The organism is Nocardia harenae NBRC 108248, from assembly GCF_001612885.1.
In the GTDB taxonomy this organism is placed as follows: domain Bacteria; phylum Actinomycetota; class Actinomycetes; order Mycobacteriales; family Mycobacteriaceae; genus Nocardia; species Nocardia harenae.
This window is the reverse complement of record NZ_BDBH01000004.1, coordinates 617,671-632,838: the sequence shown is the minus strand read 5'-3', so window position 1 is coordinate 632,838 and position 15,168 is coordinate 617,671. Positions and strand designations below refer to the sequence as shown.

General features: G+C 73.6%; 17 protein-coding genes. 4 read left to right on the top strand and 13 right to left on the bottom strand.

Annotated features, from left to right (window positions below; genetic code table 11):
- Nucleotides 1–124: 124 nt before the first annotated feature.
- Nucleotides 125–754: a PadR family transcriptional regulator gene (locus NH2_RS09080; protein WP_369690034.1), complete on the bottom strand. Its 630-nt coding sequence runs from the start codon at nt 752–754 to the stop codon at nt 125–127.
- A 297-nt stretch (nt 755–1,051) separates the two neighbouring features.
- Complete coding sequence (locus NH2_RS09075; protein ID WP_245650478.1) at nt 1,052–1,531, bottom strand: PPOX class F420-dependent oxidoreductase; 480 nt, start codon at nt 1,529–1,531, stop codon at nt 1,052–1,054.
- An 84-nt stretch (nt 1,532–1,615) separates the two neighbouring features.
- Between NH2_RS09075 and NH2_RS09070 the strand changes: the two genes are divergently transcribed.
- A complete protein-coding gene (locus tag NH2_RS09070) occupies nt 1,616–2,329 on the top strand; it encodes a TetR/AcrR family transcriptional regulator (RefSeq protein WP_245650477.1) in 714 nt (237 codons plus the stop codon).
- Nucleotides 2,330–2,416: 87 nt separating this feature from the next.
- Here NH2_RS09070 and NH2_RS09065 read toward each other — a convergent pair whose 3' ends face one another.
- Nucleotides 2,417–3,514: a zinc-binding dehydrogenase gene (locus tag NH2_RS09065; protein ID WP_067651111.1), complete on the bottom strand. Its 1,098-nt coding sequence runs from the start codon at nt 3,512–3,514 to the stop codon at nt 2,417–2,419.
- Between the two features lie 75 nt (nt 3,515–3,589).
- The gene (locus NH2_RS09060; protein ID WP_067651108.1) at nt 3,590–4,852 is read right to left on the bottom strand and encodes a PucR family transcriptional regulator; all 1,263 of its coding nucleotides are present in this window, start codon (nt 4,850–4,852) and stop codon (nt 3,590–3,592) included.
- A gap of 265 nt (nt 4,853–5,117) precedes the next feature.
- Between NH2_RS09060 and NH2_RS09055 the strand changes: the two genes are divergently transcribed.
- A complete protein-coding gene (locus tag NH2_RS09055; RefSeq protein WP_067651105.1) occupies nt 5,118–5,870 on the top strand; it encodes a MerR family transcriptional regulator in 753 nt (250 codons plus the stop codon).
- Nucleotides 5,871–5,992: 122 nt separating this feature from the next.
- On the opposite strand, the gene NH2_RS09050 is transcribed toward NH2_RS09055, so the two are convergent.
- The 3 genes from NH2_RS09050 to NH2_RS09045 form a co-directional block, all read right to left on the bottom strand.
- Nucleotides 5,993–6,619, bottom strand: coding sequence for an alpha/beta fold hydrolase (locus NH2_RS09050; RefSeq protein ID WP_218021678.1), 627 nt, complete (start codon nt 6,617–6,619; stop codon nt 5,993–5,995).
- On the bottom strand, nt 6,616–6,762 hold the full coding sequence (locus NH2_RS29480) for a hypothetical protein (RefSeq protein WP_218021677.1): 147 nt from the start codon (nt 6,760–6,762) through the stop codon (nt 6,616–6,618). Before NH2_RS29480 ends, NH2_RS09050 begins: the two co-directional genes overlap by 4 nt.
- Before the next feature lie 132 nt (nt 6,763–6,894).
- The gene (locus NH2_RS09045) at nt 6,895–7,539 is read right to left on the bottom strand and encodes a GntR family transcriptional regulator (RefSeq protein WP_067651102.1); all 645 of its coding nucleotides are present in this window, start codon (nt 7,537–7,539) and stop codon (nt 6,895–6,897) included.
- A gap of 85 nt (nt 7,540–7,624) precedes the next feature.
- Here NH2_RS09045 and NH2_RS09040 point away from each other — a divergent pair, with 85 nt between their 5' ends.
- On the top strand, nt 7,625–8,452 hold the full coding sequence (locus tag NH2_RS09040; RefSeq protein WP_067651099.1) for a DJ-1/PfpI family protein: 828 nt from the start codon (nt 7,625–7,627) through the stop codon (nt 8,450–8,452).
- Here the strand turns inward: NH2_RS09040 and NH2_RS09035 are convergent.
- A complete protein-coding gene (locus NH2_RS09035; protein ID WP_067651096.1) occupies nt 8,415–10,535 on the bottom strand; it encodes a hypothetical protein in 2,121 nt (706 codons plus the stop codon). The two genes, NH2_RS09040 and NH2_RS09035, sit on opposite strands and share 38 nt — an antisense overlap.
- A 218-nt stretch (nt 10,536–10,753) precedes the next feature.
- Between NH2_RS09035 and NH2_RS09030 the strand changes: the two genes are divergently transcribed.
- Entirely contained in the window at nt 10,754–11,263 is a 510-nt protein-coding gene (locus NH2_RS09030; protein ID WP_439951740.1) for a TspO/MBR family protein, read from the top strand.
- A gap of 106 nt (nt 11,264–11,369) precedes the next feature.
- On the opposite strand, the gene NH2_RS09025 is transcribed toward NH2_RS09030, so the two are convergent.
- From NH2_RS09025 to NH2_RS09005, 5 genes are read right to left on the bottom strand one after another with little or no spacing between them, the layout of a single operon-like run.
- Complete coding sequence (locus NH2_RS09025) at nt 11,370–12,044, bottom strand: SRPBCC family protein (protein WP_067651092.1); 675 nt, start codon at nt 12,042–12,044, stop codon at nt 11,370–11,372.
- Complete coding sequence (locus NH2_RS09020; protein WP_067651088.1) at nt 12,041–12,388, bottom strand: ArsR/SmtB family transcription factor; 348 nt, start codon at nt 12,386–12,388, stop codon at nt 12,041–12,043. Before NH2_RS09020 ends, NH2_RS09025 begins: the two co-directional genes overlap by 4 nt.
- 42 nt (nt 12,389–12,430) lie before the next feature.
- Complete coding sequence (locus NH2_RS09015) at nt 12,431–13,693, bottom strand: acyl-CoA dehydrogenase family protein (RefSeq protein WP_067651085.1); 1,263 nt, start codon at nt 13,691–13,693, stop codon at nt 12,431–12,433.
- A gap of 12 nt (nt 13,694–13,705) precedes the next feature.
- Nucleotides 13,706–14,701: a phosphotransferase family protein gene (locus NH2_RS09010; RefSeq protein ID WP_067651082.1), complete on the bottom strand. Its 996-nt coding sequence runs from the start codon at nt 14,699–14,701 to the stop codon at nt 13,706–13,708.
- On the bottom strand, nt 14,698–14,994 hold the full coding sequence (locus NH2_RS09005; RefSeq protein WP_067651078.1) for a DUF6285 domain-containing protein: 297 nt from the start codon (nt 14,992–14,994) through the stop codon (nt 14,698–14,700). The genes NH2_RS09010 and NH2_RS09005 overlap by 4 nt, the downstream gene beginning before the upstream one ends.
- Nucleotides 14,995–15,168: the final 174 nt, after the last annotated feature.

Genomic DNA, 15,168 nt, shown 5'->3' with positions numbered 1-15,168 from the left:
GGCCGGGTGCGCTCTGCGGGCGCGGTTCGAGACGGTTGATCCGGGCTCGGCTTCGGTGTTGCCGCACCGTTGCCGGGCCCGGTGTGCGATGTTCGCGGGCGGCGGCCCGCGCGGTGACTTCCGCTCAGCCTCGTTCCGTCGACCACCCCTCGGCCGCGGGGTCGAACAGGGCGCGGTTGAGCTGCCGCCAGGTGTCGACCTCGGGGAAGGTGCCGTCGGCGAGCTCGGCGCGCAGCCCGCGCACCCAGCTCAGCTCGGCCTCCAGCATGGCGACCCCGAACTCGGTCTCGATCAGGAACAGCCGAGGCAGCCCCTCGACCGCGCCGACCTGCGCGCGGATCTCGGCCAGCGTCTCCTCGAGCGCGGCGGCGCGCTGCTCGAGCAGGGTCACGACCTCGTCGGGGGAGAGCACGGCGAGTACCGAGAGCCCCGCCACGAAGCGGCTCTGCTCGCGTTGCGGGCGGGCCACCAGGTCGCGGGTCCACTCCACGAGTTCGGAGCGGCCCGCCTCGGTGATCCGGTAGATCACCCGCTCCGGGCGGGCGCCCGCGCGCTCGCTGCCCACGACCTCCAGGAAACCGGCCTTCTCCATATTGCGGACCACCGTGTAGAGCGAGCCCCACTTGATGTCCATGTCCTGGTCTTTGCCGTGCGAGCGCAGGGTGGCGGCGATCTCGTAGCGGTGCATGGGCCGCTCGACCATGACCGAGAGCACGGCCAACGCCAGCAGATTGTCGACCTTGCGCGCTCCCACGATCCCGCCTCCTGTACTCGCAGACGAATATACGCCCGCGAGTAAAGAAGCGGAATCCGGGGAAACCCCCAGCCGCGCGCGGCCGCCGGCGTCCCGAGCAGGGTGAGCGCCTCGCTGCTCGCCGAGCCCGGCTCGGCGTGGTAGACGACGAGCTCCTGCCCCGGGCCGGAGCGCACGTCGACATCGTCATCGACGGCATGACAGCTTCCATCTACCCGATCTCGGCGAAACACGTCGGCCGCCGCGCGCTCCCGACGCCCCGGACGAGCCGTGAACGGTGTTCTCCGGGCGCGTGTTTCAGCCTTGGGCGACCACTCGGGTCGGGGTGAGCCGCAGGACGACACGGTCCTCGCGCGGGGCGGGAAAGGTGTCGGGATCCTGGCCGTAATGACGGACGACGCGGTCGAACAGGGCGAGGTCGGGGTCGGGTTCGATGGCCGCGGTCGCGCGGATCTCGAGGGTCCGGTACGGGTTGGCCGGGTCGACGATGAACAGGGTCGCTTTCGGGTGGGCGACGATGTTCTTGTATTTCTGGCGGCTGGTCATCAGGGATGTGGCGACGGTGTCGCCGTCGGCGAGGTACCACAGGGCGGTGACCTGCGGTGTGCCGTCGGCGCCGACAGTGCTCAGGGTTGCGATGTGTGCGCCGTCGATCAGGTCGCGGTGGGTGTCGGGAACGGTGTTCATGGGTTCCTTTCCGGGGGTTTTCGTTTCGGTCAGTTGCGGATGGCGGGCATGGCCAACCGGCGATTTTCGCTGGTCCATCGGTTGCAGCACGGAAGTGGCACCGGCTTCCCGATTCGCACGGTGAGTGTAACCACGGAAGTGGGTAGGGTGTTCCACTTGGGTAGAGTAGTGACTGTGACATCCCCCGAACCCTCGGCCGCCGGCTCCGATGAGCAGCGCGAACTGCGCGTCGATGCCGAACGCAACCGCGAACGCATCCTGGCCGCCGCACGAACCCTGTTCGCGTGCGAGGGCCTGGGAGTGTCGATGGCCGCGGTCGCCCGCGAGGCCGGGGTCGGTAAGGCAACCTTGTCGCGGCGGTTCGCCAGCCGCGAGGAGCTGATCACCGCGGTGTTCGCCGACCGCATGGACGCCTACGCCGCCGCGACCGACACCGCACTGGCCGACCCCGACCCCTGGCGCGGGTTCGTCGGCTACGTCCACGCGGTCTGCGCGATGCAGGCCGCCGACCGCGGGTTTGCCGACGTGCTCACCATGACCTTTCCCGCCGCCAAACCTCTGGAAGCCCGCCGCGCCCAGGCCTACAACGGCCTGCTCGAACTCATCACCCGCGCCCAGGCCGGCGGGCAGCTGCGCCCGGAATTCTCCGATCGGGACATGGTGATCCTGCTGATGGCCAACGCGGGCGTCATCGCCGCCACCGGCGACGCCGCCCCCGACACCTGGCAACGCCTCGTCGGCTACCTGCTGCATTCCTTCGCCACACCGGGCACCGAACTGCCCCCGCTACCCCCGCCACCGGAACCACGGGCTCTCTATCGGGCGATGGTCCGTCTTACCCGTCCCTATCCGCCCGGCACCGGAAACCGGTCGCGGCACCCGGCGTGACCGGCACCCGGGATCAGCGGCTCGACCGCCGACCCGCCGCAGGGTCGCTGTCGGCTCGATAGCGGCCCGCGCGGCAGCGCCGACGGTTCAGCCCATCTCGATGATGGCCCGGCCGACGATCTCGCCGCGGGCCAGCGCCTGGTACGCCTCGTCGGCCTGGGCCAGCGGGTAGCGGCGGGTGATGAGTTCCTGCGGGGCGACCGAGCCGGCGGCGACCAGGCGCAGCAGCGCGGGCATGTCGGTGCGGGCCTTGGCGCCGTAGGAGCCGCGGATCTCCAGCTTGCGGCGCACCAGCCGGGCCAGGTCGACGGCGCCGGTGGAGCCGGCGGGGGCGATGCCGACCACGACCGCGCGCCCGCCGTCGTCGAGGATGTCGAGTGCGGTGCCGAAGGTGGCGGCATTGCCGAGCGCCTCGAAGGCGATGTCGACGCCGTGCCCGTCGGTGAGCTCCCTGACCCGGGCGACGACGTCCTCGGTGGCGGCGTCCACGGTGTGCGTCGCCCCGAGCTCGGCCACCGCGGAGAGCTTCTCCGCGCCGAGATCGACCGCGATGATCTGTGCGGCCCCGGCCGCGGCGGCGAGCTGCACGATCGAGGAGCCGACGCCGCCCGCGGCGACCACCGCGATCCGGGCGCCGACCCCGAGTTCGGCGGTGCGCAGCGCGCCGAGCGCGGTGAAGGTGCTGCACCCGAGGATGGAGACCTGGTTCAGCGCGACCCCGTCCGGCACCCGGAACACGTCGGTGGCCGGTACCACGCAGTACTCGGCGAGCCCGCCCATGGAGTACATGGCCAGCGGTGAGCCGTCGGCGGCGGTGAGCCGCGACTCCCCGTCGTACAGAGCGCCCTTCAACCGGTTGTAGGCGAAGAACTTCTCGCAGAGATCCTCCATGCCGCGCACGCAGTGCCTGCAATCCCCGCACGGCATGATGAAGCTGCACACCACCTCGTCGCCGACGGCGACGCCATCGACGTCCGGCCCGAGTTCGGCGACCACGCCGGAGACCTCGTGCCCGAGCACCGCGGGCGTGGGGAAGGCGACCTCGGAGCGCAGCACGTGCAGGTCGGTGTGGCACACCCCGCAGGCGCTGACCCGAAGCAGCACCTCCCCGCGCCGGGGCGCCGGGCGCGGGATGTCCTCGATCACCAGCCGGGGTTCCGAACCGTAGTAGACGGCTGCCTGCACCGCGCCCTCCTCACCTCGCCGCTCCCACCGCGCACCCGCCGGTGGCTCTCGCGGCCATCGTTCCAGCCGGGCGGGCTATCCGGCGGCGGAATCCGGGGTGCGGCGCGCCGGATCGGCGGCACCGGCTTCGAAGGCGCGGGCGATCAGCGCCGAGCGCAGATACCACAGCCCGTGCGCCTGGCCGGGGTCGAAGCCGGTGAGCTGCCCGATCCGGCGGAAGCGGTGATCGACGGTATTGGCGTGCACGTGCAGCGCGCGGGCGGTGCGCTGCCGGTTCAGGTCCTTGGCGATGTAGGTGCGCAGGGTCTGCAGCAGGTCCGGCTGTTCGTCGAGCGGTTCCAGCGCGGCGGCGAGCACGGTGCGCGCGGGGCCGGGGCGGGCCAGCTGGTATTCGAGCACCAGGTCGTCGAAGCGGTGCAGCCGGTGCGGCCAGCCGAGCCGCTGCACCACGTCGAGCAGTTCGTGTGCCTGGTCGGTGGCGAGCGGGATGCTCTCCCGCTCGGCCCGCACGGTGGTGGCGACCAGCGGCACCTGGGCGGCGACCGAGAGCTGGTCGATCAGGGAGTCCAGGGTCTGCTCGGTGCAGCGGTCGGTGGGCAGCAGCACGGTGCCGCCGTCCACGCTGAGCAGGGCGAGCGCGTCGCCGCCGCAGCGGTCGGCGAGCGCGGCCTGCAGCCTGCGCAGCTTGCGCCGCGCCACGACCTGGGCGTCGAGGGCGATATTGTGCTCGTCGCGGTGCGGCGGGACGGCAAGCGCGAGCACGTGGTACGAGTCCGCGATGGCGACCGCGCTCTCCCGCGCCATGGTGGAGGTGCTGCGCCCGCCGAGCAGTGCGGAGGTGAGCGTGTGCACGGCGGTGTGATGCTCGGAGACAACCGATTTCAGCTCGCGCACGTATGCGGTGGAGACCGCGCGGGTGATCCGGTCCTGAATTCCCATGAACCGGCGCGCCAGGTCGACCATGGCGGGGGAGTCCTGCGCGCCCGCCTTGGCCAGGATCAGGTCGAAGCCGATGCGCAGTCCCTCGTGCACCGCGTTGTGGATGGCGTCGATCGGGATGCCCTCGCGCGCCCAGTCGGCGGCGGCCTCCTGGACCCGCTGTGTCTTCTCCGCGGATTCCCTGCCGTCGAGCAGGTCGAGCGCGAGCTCCAGGCAGATCCGGGTGACCACGGTGATCTCGCCGCTCAGCGCGTCACCGGGCAGGGTGCCGCAGGGCACCACATTGTCGGCGAAGTGCCCGACCAGGCGGCGTGCCAGGGTTCGGACATCGCGCAGGTGGGCGGATGCGGGCCGCCCCGATACGAGCAGATCCGCCGTGGCGGGCGCGTTCTCGATCACCGTAGCCCTCCTGCCGGGGTCGCCGATCGACTTGATCAGCCAGTGGCAACTGTCACGATTGAAGGGTACGTGATCGTCCACCGAGGCGGAACAGGTTTCGTTTCCGGGTTTTCCGTAGTGAACGCTATGGTAAGTGAGAGTTTGCTGCCACTTCGTGGTGGGATGGTTGCCGGTCGGTGGCCGTCCCCGGCGCCCGGTGGCAGGATCGGGCGGCACCGCGGGCGGCGCGGCGCGGCAGCAGGATCGAGCGACGCGAGGATGGCCGGTGGACGAGCAGCGTGAGTACCGGGTCGCCGAACTGGCCGAGCTGGCCGGGATCCCGGTGCGCACGCTGCGCTACTACCAGGAGCGCGGGCTGCTACCCGCGCCCCGCCGCGAGGGCCGCACCGCCTGGTACAGCGGCGCCCACCTGGAGCGATTGCGGCTGATCGGCGACCTGGTCGCCCGCGGCTACCGGCTGGACGGCATCGAGGAGCTGCTCACCGCCGCGCAGAAGGGGCGCGGGCTCGCCGAGATCCTCGGCTTCGGCTCGGCCGCCACCGTGGATTGGGCGCGCAGCGACCCGGTCGAGCTCACCGCCACCGAGCTGCGCGCGCGCTTCGGCGAGCAGCTCACCCCCGACGTGCTCGCGGAGGCGATCGAGCTGGGGTACCTGCGCCGCCGCGGCGAGCACTACCGCCACCCGAGCGCCCGGTTGCTGGAGGCCACGCTGACCCTGGTGGCGGCCGGCATCCCGCTGCGCACGGTGCTGGCCATGAGCTGGGAGATCGAGGCGGCCTTCGACCGGATGGCCTTCTCCTTCGTGCACGCCTTCCGCAACCACGTGCTGGACCGCATGCTCGACGACCCCACCCCGGAGAATCTGGAGCGGCTGATCGGCGCCGTCGCCGAGCTGCGCCCGGTGGCCCGCACCGTGGCCGACGAGCAGTTCGGGCGGGCCATGCGCAGGCGGATCCGGCGCGAGATCGCCGAGATGACGCAGCTCATCGCCGAGGCGGCGGGCAAGGAGAGCGATTAGCCGACGCTCGCGCGCCAGTGCGTGGCGATCTCGTCGCTGGTGCCGAGCCGGCCGTCGGGCCGTGCGGCGAGGCAGGCGAGCGCCTCGTGCGGGTGGCGGGACCGGCCGTCGTAGCCGCGTCGTCAGCTCGGTACGGCGACCTCCCGGACGAGGTCGGCGATGGCCGCCGGGTGGTCGAGATGCAGGGCGTGCGCGCCGGGCACGACCCGGCTGCGCACCCCGAGCAGCCCGGTGAGGGCGGCGTTCGCTCGGTAGCGCGGCTCCGGGGAGTCCGCGCCGACGGTCAGCAGCACCCGTGCGGCGACCCCGCCGGGCAGCGGGCGGGGCTCGAAGGCCCGGAACATGCGCAGCTCGGCGGCGATGGTCGCCGGGGTGGCGACGGTGAGCCCCTCGTGCCAGGAATCCCCGTACAGCGCCCGGGCGAAGGCGCCGGTCCCGCCCGCGGCGAAGGCGGCGGCGACCGGCGCGAGCAGCCCGGGCGCCAGCGCCCCGGCAGCCGGTTCGTGCAGCACCGCGGCAGCGAACGGAACGCCGAGCGCGGCGAGCTCGAGCCCGAGTGTGGCACCGCCACTGACCCCGACCACGACCGCCCCGGCGCAGCGCGGCGCCAGGAATCCGATCTCGGTGCCGAGATCACCGGACTGCGGCCGGGTCGGGCACTCGACCTCGAACCCGTCGCCGAGCGCGGCGACGACTCCTGCCCACACCCGGCCGTCGGTGGCGGTGCCGTGCACCAGCACGACCCTCACGCGCCGGGCACCTCGAAGACCACGGTGATCCCGCCACCGCCGGGCGGCCTCTCCGGCACGTCGGGGTCGGCGAGCACGGGGTGGCGCAGGCCGAAGAGCAGGGTGGCGGCGGACGGGGATTCCGCCGAGGCGAGTACGGACACGGGGACCTCCGGGTTTCTGCTGAGCTACGCCCATTTCGTATACAGCTTCTGTTGCGTGCCGATTTCCGTCCGGGTGAATCGCGTTAACTCACCGTGGGCGGTGCGGCGTTTTCGGCGTGTTTGTATACAAAATCAGTCGTCCAGTTCGTCGAGCAGCGCTTCGTCCCTGGCGATGTGCTCGTCCATGAGGAAGCCGGCCTGCACCGGCGAGCCGGAGAGGATGGCGCGGGCGATGGCGGCGTGGTCGCTCCAGGATTGCTCGCTGCGGGTGTCGAGGTGCCTGCCGTAGAGCCAGGACACCCGCCCGAGCAGCTGCTCGAGCAACTGGCGCAGCTGGCTGTTGCCGGACGCCTCGGCCACCAGTTCGTGGAAGCGCAGCACCAGCGGCGGCAGCTCGGCGCGAGCGGCGGCGGAGTGGCTGAGGTCGCGGCCGAGCTCCACCACGCGGGCGAGTTCGGCCGCGACCTCGCCACCGCGCCTGCGCGCCGCCAGCTGCGCGGCCAGCACCTCGAGCCCGCGCCGCACCTGGACCAGCTCCCTGGCCGCGGTGCCGGACGGCACCGAGACGGTGGCGCCCCGGTACCGCACCAGGGTCACGAACCCCTCGTTCCGCAGCTGGGAGAGCGCCTCGCGGACCGGGATGCGGGACACCCCGAACCGCTCGGCGAGGTCGGTTTCGCGCAGCCGGTCGCCGGGGGCGAGCCGCCCGGCGAGGATGTCGGCGCGCACCGCGTCGGCCACGGCGTCCCGCGGCGCGGGGTCGGGTGCGGCGGTCACGGGATGAGCGTAGCGAGGCGGCGCTGCGTGGGGGCGAAGCGATGGGGTAGCCCCGGGGAAAGCCCGCCCTCGAGAGGATCCCGCCATGCCCAGCCACGTGCTCGTCGTCGTCTCCGCCGCCGACCGGTTGCCGCTGCAGGGCGGTGGTGACGCCCCGACCGGCGTCTACCTGGGCGAGCTGGTGGCGCCGGCGGCGGCGCTGCGCGCGGCCGGGGTGCGGCTCTCCTTCGCGACGCCGGGCGGGCGGGTGCCGACGCTGGACGGCACCTCGTGCAGCCTCGCCTACTTCGGCTTCTCCCGGGCCGCGCGCGATGCCGCCTTCGCCACCTTCGCGCGGCTGCTCGACGCCGGGCTCGGCACCCCCGTCCCGCTGGAGAAGCTGCACACCGTCGACCAGTACGACGGCCTCCTCGTGCCCGGCGGCCACGCCCCGCTGGTGGACCTGCTCTACCGCGACGCCCACACCGGCGCCGCACTCAACGGGGACTTCGGCGCGCTGCTCGCGCACTTCCACGCCGCGGGCAAGCCGACCGGGCTCATCTGCCACGCCCCCGCCGCGCTCGCGGCCGCGCCCGAGGAGGACGGCCGCTGGCTCTACGCCGGCTACCGGATGACCTGCTTCAAGACCGTGGTGGACACGATGCTGCAGACGATCCCGCTGGCGCGGCGCTTCCCCGGCAGGCTCTTCGAGCCGGACCCGGCGCGGCTGCTGCGCGAGCTGGGCGCGGAGGTCGAGCAGACCTTGCTGCCCATGGGCAGCAAGGTGGTGGTCGACCGGGAGCTGGTCACCGGCCAGGACCCGTACTCGGCGCGCGAGTTCGGCGCGGTCTTCACCCGGCAGCTGCGGGCCGCCGAGCGTGCCGGGCTCGACGGGGTCAGGACGGAAGCCCCCGCGTCCGCGCCGCGTCGGTGAGGAACTGGCGCAGCTGGCCGGGTGCGGGGCGCCCGAAGCGCTGGCCCGGCTGGTCGGGGGAGGCTCCTGCCGCGGCCGCGCAGGGATCGCCGATGGGGATGGTGCCCGGAGCGAACCAGTCGCCGGGGACGTCGGCGCTCGACACGGTGCGGCCGGTGCGGGCCTCGTAGACGGTGAGCCGGTAGCGGCCCGCGATCAGGGCCAATTCGGAGCCGTCCTGGTTGCGGCAGGTCGCGACCGGCTGCCCGATGCCGGTGCGGGTCGCGCAGGCCACCCACTGGACGTCCTCGGGGCGGGCGGCGCGGGGCAGGGCGGGGTCGTTGGGCGGGCTCAGGGCGTTGAGGTCGCGTGCCGCGTAGACCCCGACCGGGCCCGGTTTCGGCTCGGCCGCACCGCCGAAGGGCCGCGGCTCGTCGCACATGGCCGCGTAGTCGGCGAGTGCGGGGCGGTTCTCCCCGGCCACGTGGACGACGACGAAGAAGACGGCGACCACGGCGGCGAGGGCGAGCAGCACGGCGGTGCCGCCGATCTGGAAGCGGGGCCAGGATTCGGTGTCGAAGGCCGCGCGCAGTTTCGCGCCGCGCGTGGGTGGTGGGGAGTAGTGGGCCCTGGGGCGCAGGGGTCGGGGGTCGGCGCTGTACTCGAAGCGACGGGGTGGGCGTTGTTCGGCGGGGGGTGGGGTGGGGCGGGGGCGCTGGGTGGGTTGGGGGTCCGGGTTCCGGGTGAGGCGGACGCCGTTGGCGTGGGGTTTCTGCTGGGCGAAGGGTGGGGATGCGGGTGGTCGGGCCGTGGAATGCGGTACGGACGCAGTGCCGGTGAGCGGCGCTCGCGCTGCCACCCCGCTTGCGTCCGCTGCCGACTGCGCAGGTCCGGCCGCCGCCTGCTGCGATCGCCAGGTCTGCGCCGGCGCGGCGTTCCGGGCCCCGGCCCACCCGGGCTGCCCGGCCGCGGCTGCCCCGGGGACGGGCTCGGCACGGCCTGCCGCGGACGGCGCGGGACGCGGCGTATCCACCTCGGTGATCGCGCTCGGCTCCGCCATCCGGGCGGCGGCGCGGCGCGGCCGCTCCGGCAGCGGTGGGATCGGCGCGAGCCACGGCGGACGGCTGGGCGCGGCAACGGCCATGGCCGGAACCCGCTCCGGTGCCGCGGAATTCGCCCGCCGCGGATCGTCCGGTTCGAGGTCGTCGTCGGCGAATGTCGGTTCGATGTCGTCGTCGGGGGAGGCCGGTTCGCGGTCGTCGTCCGCGGAAGCCGGATCGCGGGCGTCGTCGGCGAGCACCCGCGTGGCCGGAGTGGCCGCGACATCGTCCGATTCGCCGGCGACCCGGGCAGACGGCTCCGCGACCACTCCCTGACCACCACCGGCGTCCGAGCCGGGAGGGGCGACCCCACCCCCTCCCGACGCTGGTTCGGCGGCAGGCGTGCCGGCCCCCTGCGCCGCCACCTCCGCCGCCGAAATCTCCCCTGCCGCAGTGAAACCCTCGCGCTCGAGCACCTCGACGGGCGGCAGCAGGTCCCCGAGCTCGAGCTCGGTGAAGGCGGCGGTGAGCGCGGCGACATCCCAGAGCGCCGCACCCTGGCGCCGGAAGTACCGCTCGACCGCGTCGGGATCCGCACGCCCGGCGACGATCACCCCGACCGGCTCCAGCGGCTCGGGGTGCGTCACGGCCGAGCCGGGCGCGGTCACCAGAACGGCGAGCTCACCGACGAGGTCGGGCAGCCCGGCCCGCTTCAGCCGCGCCCGCAGCCCGGTGGCGGTCTGCGCCGCACGGACGTCGGGGGTGAGGCCGGCGACGGGAAGGTCGAGATCGGCGGGGGCGGAGCCGATCCGCCACCGCTCGCCGGTATCGAGCACCCCGGATTGACTGCGCCGCAGCCCCGCGATCTCGACGACGGTGCAGTGCCCCGGCGTCCATACCAGGACGTCGGCCCTGCGGCCGGGCCCGCCTGCGACGCCGGGAAGCTCGCAGCCGAAGACGGCGAGGCCGCCGAGCCCCCGATCGGGGCCGTGCCAGCTCTCGAACCATCGCCGGACAAGTTTCTCGGGACCGGAGAACGTGCTGTCCCGCGCGATCACGATCATCTCGCGCCCCCTGGACGGGAAAGTCGAACGGCTCAGTGCCTCAACAGAATACGATGCCCTGCCGGCAGCGTTTCCAGTGCCTTCCCCCGCGGTGGCGGTAATACGGCGGCGCAAGGGCGGCGTCTTGGCGGGGTCGTCGCGTGGTCCCGATGGTCGCTCACAGTTTGCTGTACTCGGTCTCCGGGTACGCGACGGACAGGACGACGGGAAGGAGCGAGGTGGCGACGATCGCGCACGCGAAGAAGAGGCCGAGCCGGTGGCCGGCGACCGCCGCGCTGGCCAGGACCACGCTCGGGGTGGCGACCGCGGCGGTGGTCGGCTCGGCGGCGACCACGCCGGGCAGCGGCTGGTATCAGCAGCTGCGCAAGCCGCGGTTCCAGCCGCCGCCCGCCGCCTTCCCGGTGGCGTGGACGCTGCTCTACGCCGATCTGGCGGTCACCTCGGCGCTGGCGGTGGAGAACGCCCCCGACGAGCGCTACGCCGAGCGGGTGCAGCGCGCGCTGGCCGCCAACCTGGTGCTGAACGCGGGCTGGAGCTGGGTCTTCTTCCGCGCGCACCGCCTCGGCGCCGCCACCCTGACCGCGGCCGCGCTCACCGCGAGCAGCGCGGACCTGACCCGCCGGGTGGCTGCGGCGGATCCACGCGGCCGCGCGCTGGCCGCCTACCCGGCCTGGTGCGCCTTCGCCACCGTGCTGTCCGCCGCGCTCTGGGGCCGCAACCGCCACTGACACCGGGTCGCGCCGCCGGCACTTCGCGCCCCGACCTGGCAGCGGACCGGCCAGAGTCCGCACCACGGCCCGCGCCCGAGCGGGCGCCGGGCGTGGTGGCCTCGGCTCAGCCCGCCGCGCCCGGGCCCTCCCCGAGGTAGAACGCCGTGGTCCGCTCGGCGGCCGCCAGCGCGGCCTGCTCCGGCGACCCACCCTCGACGGCCGCCCGCCCCCACGCCGCCGCGGCTTCGCGCATGAACCGCTTGGCCTCGTCGCTCTGCTCCCACTGCGTGGCCTCGGGCGGCAGGTTGTGGCCGGTCAGATGCGAGGCCATCCCGAGGAAGGCGAGATCCCAGCCGACCCCGACCGCGCCGGGCCCGAACTGGTCCCACATCTCGGCGGGGGTGTCGCCGGAGTGCCGCAGGGTGAGCCGGGCCGCATCGTCTCCCACCGCCTCGAGCGCGACGTCGACCCAGGTGACGGCGCCGCCGAACTCCCAGGTGACGCGGAACGAGTGCGGCGGCTCGCACTCCTCCACCACTCCGCCCGCGTTCCCCTCCACCTGGAACCGCCCGCCCAGCCGCAGCTCCCCGGTGACGGGCGCGAACCACCGTGGCAGCCGCTCGCCGGTGGTGCAGGCGTCCCACAGATCCTCGACGGTGGTCGCGTACACCTCGCTCAGCTCGACGATGGTCGGCACGGCGGCCGCACCGGCCTCGTGCGCGCCGATGGTGACGCCGCGCCGCACCTCGTGCAGCTGACGGTCGACATCGACGGGAGCGGTGACCTGATCATCGGTCATGGGGTGGTTCCTTCCTCGGTTCGCCGGATGCGTTTGCCGCGGGCGATCTCGGTGTCGAGGGCGAGCAGCCTGCTCGCCCAGAAGTGCCGGAAGTGGCCGATCCAGCGGTCCACCTCGCGCAGCGGCTCCGGCTCGACGGCGTAGAGCCGCCGGGTGCCGTCGGCGCGGACGGAGGCGAAGCCGTTGTCCCGCAGCACCTTCAGGTGCTGGGAGACGGCGGGCTGGCTGATCCCGAACTCCGCCCGCACCCGCTCGGCCAGCTCACCGGCCGAGCGCTCCCCGCCGGCCAGCAGCTCGAGCAGCCGCCGGCGCACCGGGTCACCGAGAACATCGAACGCGTGCACGTCCCGATACTTCAGGAAGAACTTATATAAGTCAAGACTGAACTAAACTCCCTTGGGCGCCTGCTGCTTCATGAAGCCGAACAGGTACCCGGCGACCCGGCGCAGCTGGATCTCCTCGGCGCCCTCGGTGATGCGGTAGCGGCGGTGGTGGCGGTAGATGTGCTCGAAGGGCTTGTGCCGGGAGTAGCCGAGCCCGCCGTGCACCTGCATGGCGCGGTCGGCGGCCTCGCAGCAGAGCCGGTTGGCCCAGTAGTTGCACATGGAGACCTGGGCGGAGACGGTGAAGGCGCCGTCGCGGTCCATGGTCCAGGCGGTCTTGTGGATGAGCGCGCGCAGCATCTCGCACTGGGTGTGCAGCTCGACCAGCGGGAACTGGATGGCCTGGTTGGCGGCGAGCCGCTTGCCGAAGGTGCGGCGCTCGTTGGCGTAGGCCACGGCTTCGTCGATACAGTACTGGGCGGCGCCGAGGCTGGAGGCGGCCTGCCGGATCCGGTTCTCGTTGAAGAAGTGCTGCACGACGGCGAGCCCGCGGCCCTCGCGGCCGAAGATCGCCGAGTCCGGCACGCGCACCGCCGCCAGCGAGATGCGGGCGTGGTCGGTGGGCATGTTGAAGGTCCAGAGGAATTCCTCGACGGTGAAGCCGGGGCTGTCGACCGGGACCAGGAAGGCGGTGATGCCGGTGCCGTCGCCGGGCTCGCCGGAGGTGCGGGCGAAGATCAGGTCGGTGTCGGCCCGGTGGATGCCGGTGTTCCAGGTCTTGGCGCCGGTGATGACCCAGTCGTCGCCGTCGCGCACGGCGGTGGTCTCCATGTGGGTGGCGTCGGAGCCGTGGTCGGGTTCGGTGATGCCGAAGGCGAAGCCGCGGGCGCCGGTGGCGAGGTCCTCGAGCCATTCCGCCTGCTGTTCGGCGGTGCCGTACTCGAGCATGAGCAGCAGGCCGACGTTGTTGCCGACGACGGCGTGCTCGTTCTGCAGGTCGCAGTGCAGCCCGAGGCCCCGGCGGGCGAGGTGCTCCCGGATGACGGCCATGTCGAGGTTGCCGCCGCCGCGGCCGCCGTGCTCGACGGGGAAGGGGTAGCGCAGGTGCCCGGCGGCATCGGCGCGGCGGCGGGCCTCGTCGAGCAGCGCCTCCCACTCGGCGCTGGGCAGCCCGCCGCGGTCCCAGTCGGTGCGGGCGTCCTCGCGGCGGTGGTCGAAGAAGCGGTCGTTGTCGTCGGCGCGCTGCAGCGGCACGATCTCGCGCTCGATGAACTCGTCGAGTTCGGCGAGGTAGGCGGTGAGCGCGGCTGGCAGCTCGAAATCCATGCTTCTCCCTTGTCAGGACGGCCGGGTCTGCATGAGCAGGTCCCATTCGATCTCCGGGATGCGCCGCCCGCTGGCGGCCATCACGATGTCGCGGACGCTGCCGTCGAGGTGCGCGGCGGCCTGCCCGGCCAGCCCGATGCCCCAGGCCAGCGTGGCCAGCGTTTTCCACCAGCGGAAACGATCCGGGTCGAAGTCGCCGCCGGCCTCGGTGTAACCGCGGACGAAGGGCTCGCGGCCGGCGAAGCCGCCGAATTCGCGGTCGTCGGCGCCGAAGCGCCACATGCGCAGCGCGGCCCAGGCGGCGTCGCGCATGGGGTCGCCGAAGCGCTGCGCGCCCTCCCAGTCCAGGACGGCGCGGATGCCGTCGGGGCCGATGACGAGGTTGCCGTTGCGCAGGTCGGTGTGGATCAGCGCGGGGCGTGGCGGCGGGGCGGGGACGTCGCGGGCGAGGCGGCGCAGCGCGAAGGCGAAGGCGGGGCGGTCGGCGAGCAGCGCGGCGACCCCCTTCTCGGCCTCGGCGAGCGCGGCGCCCGCGGGGTCGGTGCCCGCGGTGCCCGGCAGGTCGGCGGGGGCGCGCGCGGGGTCGACGGCGTGCAGCCGGGCCATGGCCGCGCCGAGCTGGACGGCGATCCGCTCGCCGTTGCGCTCGGCCTCGACCAGCCGCAGCACCCGGCGCGGCACGGTCTCGCCCTCGATCCGGGCCGAGAGCAGGAAGGGCTCGCCGACGACGGCGGGGTCGGGGCAGACGCTCACCAGCTCCGGCACGGCGACCCCGGCGGCGCGGGCCAGCTCGCGCACGGCGGCCTCGGCGGTGACCGGGAGCAGCTGGACCCCGGCGGGGACCAGGGTGGCGACCAGGGCGAGGCGCCCCCCGCCGACGGTGGCGTCGACGGCGATATTGCGGCGGCGGGCCCCGGCCGAGAGCGGTCGCACGGCATCGACGGTGGCGGGTTCGCCGAGCGCGGCGCCCAGGTGCGCGGCGAGCCCGGCGGCGAGGTCGGGGCTCATTCGCCGGTCCAGGCGTCGTAGCCGGGTTTGGCGATGGCGAGGTCGGCGCGAGCGATCTCGACCAGGGCGGCCCATTCGGCGCGTTCGTCGCCGTCGGGCAGGGCGGCGAGTGTCTGCCGCTCGCGGGCGGCGGCGGCCGGGCCGAGCTCGGCCTCGCGGGCGAGGATGCGGGCCAGGTTGGCTCCGACCCTGGCGCGGTGCCGCAGCTCCGGCGGGAGCGCGGGCAGCAGGACCTCACCGAGCAGTTCGGCCAGGTCGCCGAGGAGTTCCCGGGCCGGGGGACGGTACTGCATCCGCGCCGCCTTCCGTCACGTCGTCGTGGCCGTTCGTACCGTAGCGCATCCTACGGCCGTTGTGCGGGCGGCTGCTGTCAGTTGCCGGAGCCCGGCGAAAAAGATTGCGTGCGAGGGATTTCGGTGCGGGCCGGTCAGCGCGCGATTTCGAGTCCCGCCGTTTCACGCCCGCCC

Coding starts and splice junctions, on each gene's coding strand:
- NH2_RS09015 (WP_067651085.1), bottom strand. CDS start 13,693: ATGGATTTCGAGCTGCCAGCCGCGCTCACCGCCTACCTCGCCGAACTC.
- NH2_RS09005 (WP_067651078.1), bottom strand. CDS start 14,994: ATGCAGTACCGTCCCCCGGCCCGGGAACTCCTCGGCGACCTGGCCGAA.
- NH2_RS09010 (WP_067651082.1), bottom strand. CDS start 14,701: ATGAGCCCCGACCTCGCCGCCGGGCTCGCCGCGCACCTGGGCGCCGCG.
- NH2_RS09040 (WP_067651099.1), top strand. CDS start 7,625: ATGCCCAGCCACGTGCTCGTCGTCGTCTCCGCCGCCGACCGGTTGCCG.
- NH2_RS09035 (WP_067651096.1), bottom strand. CDS start 10,535: ATGATCGTGATCGCGCGGGACAGCACGTTCTCCGGTCCCGAGAAACTT.
- NH2_RS09025 (WP_067651092.1), bottom strand. CDS start 12,044: ATGACCGATGATCAGGTCACCGCTCCCGTCGATGTCGACCGTCAGCTG.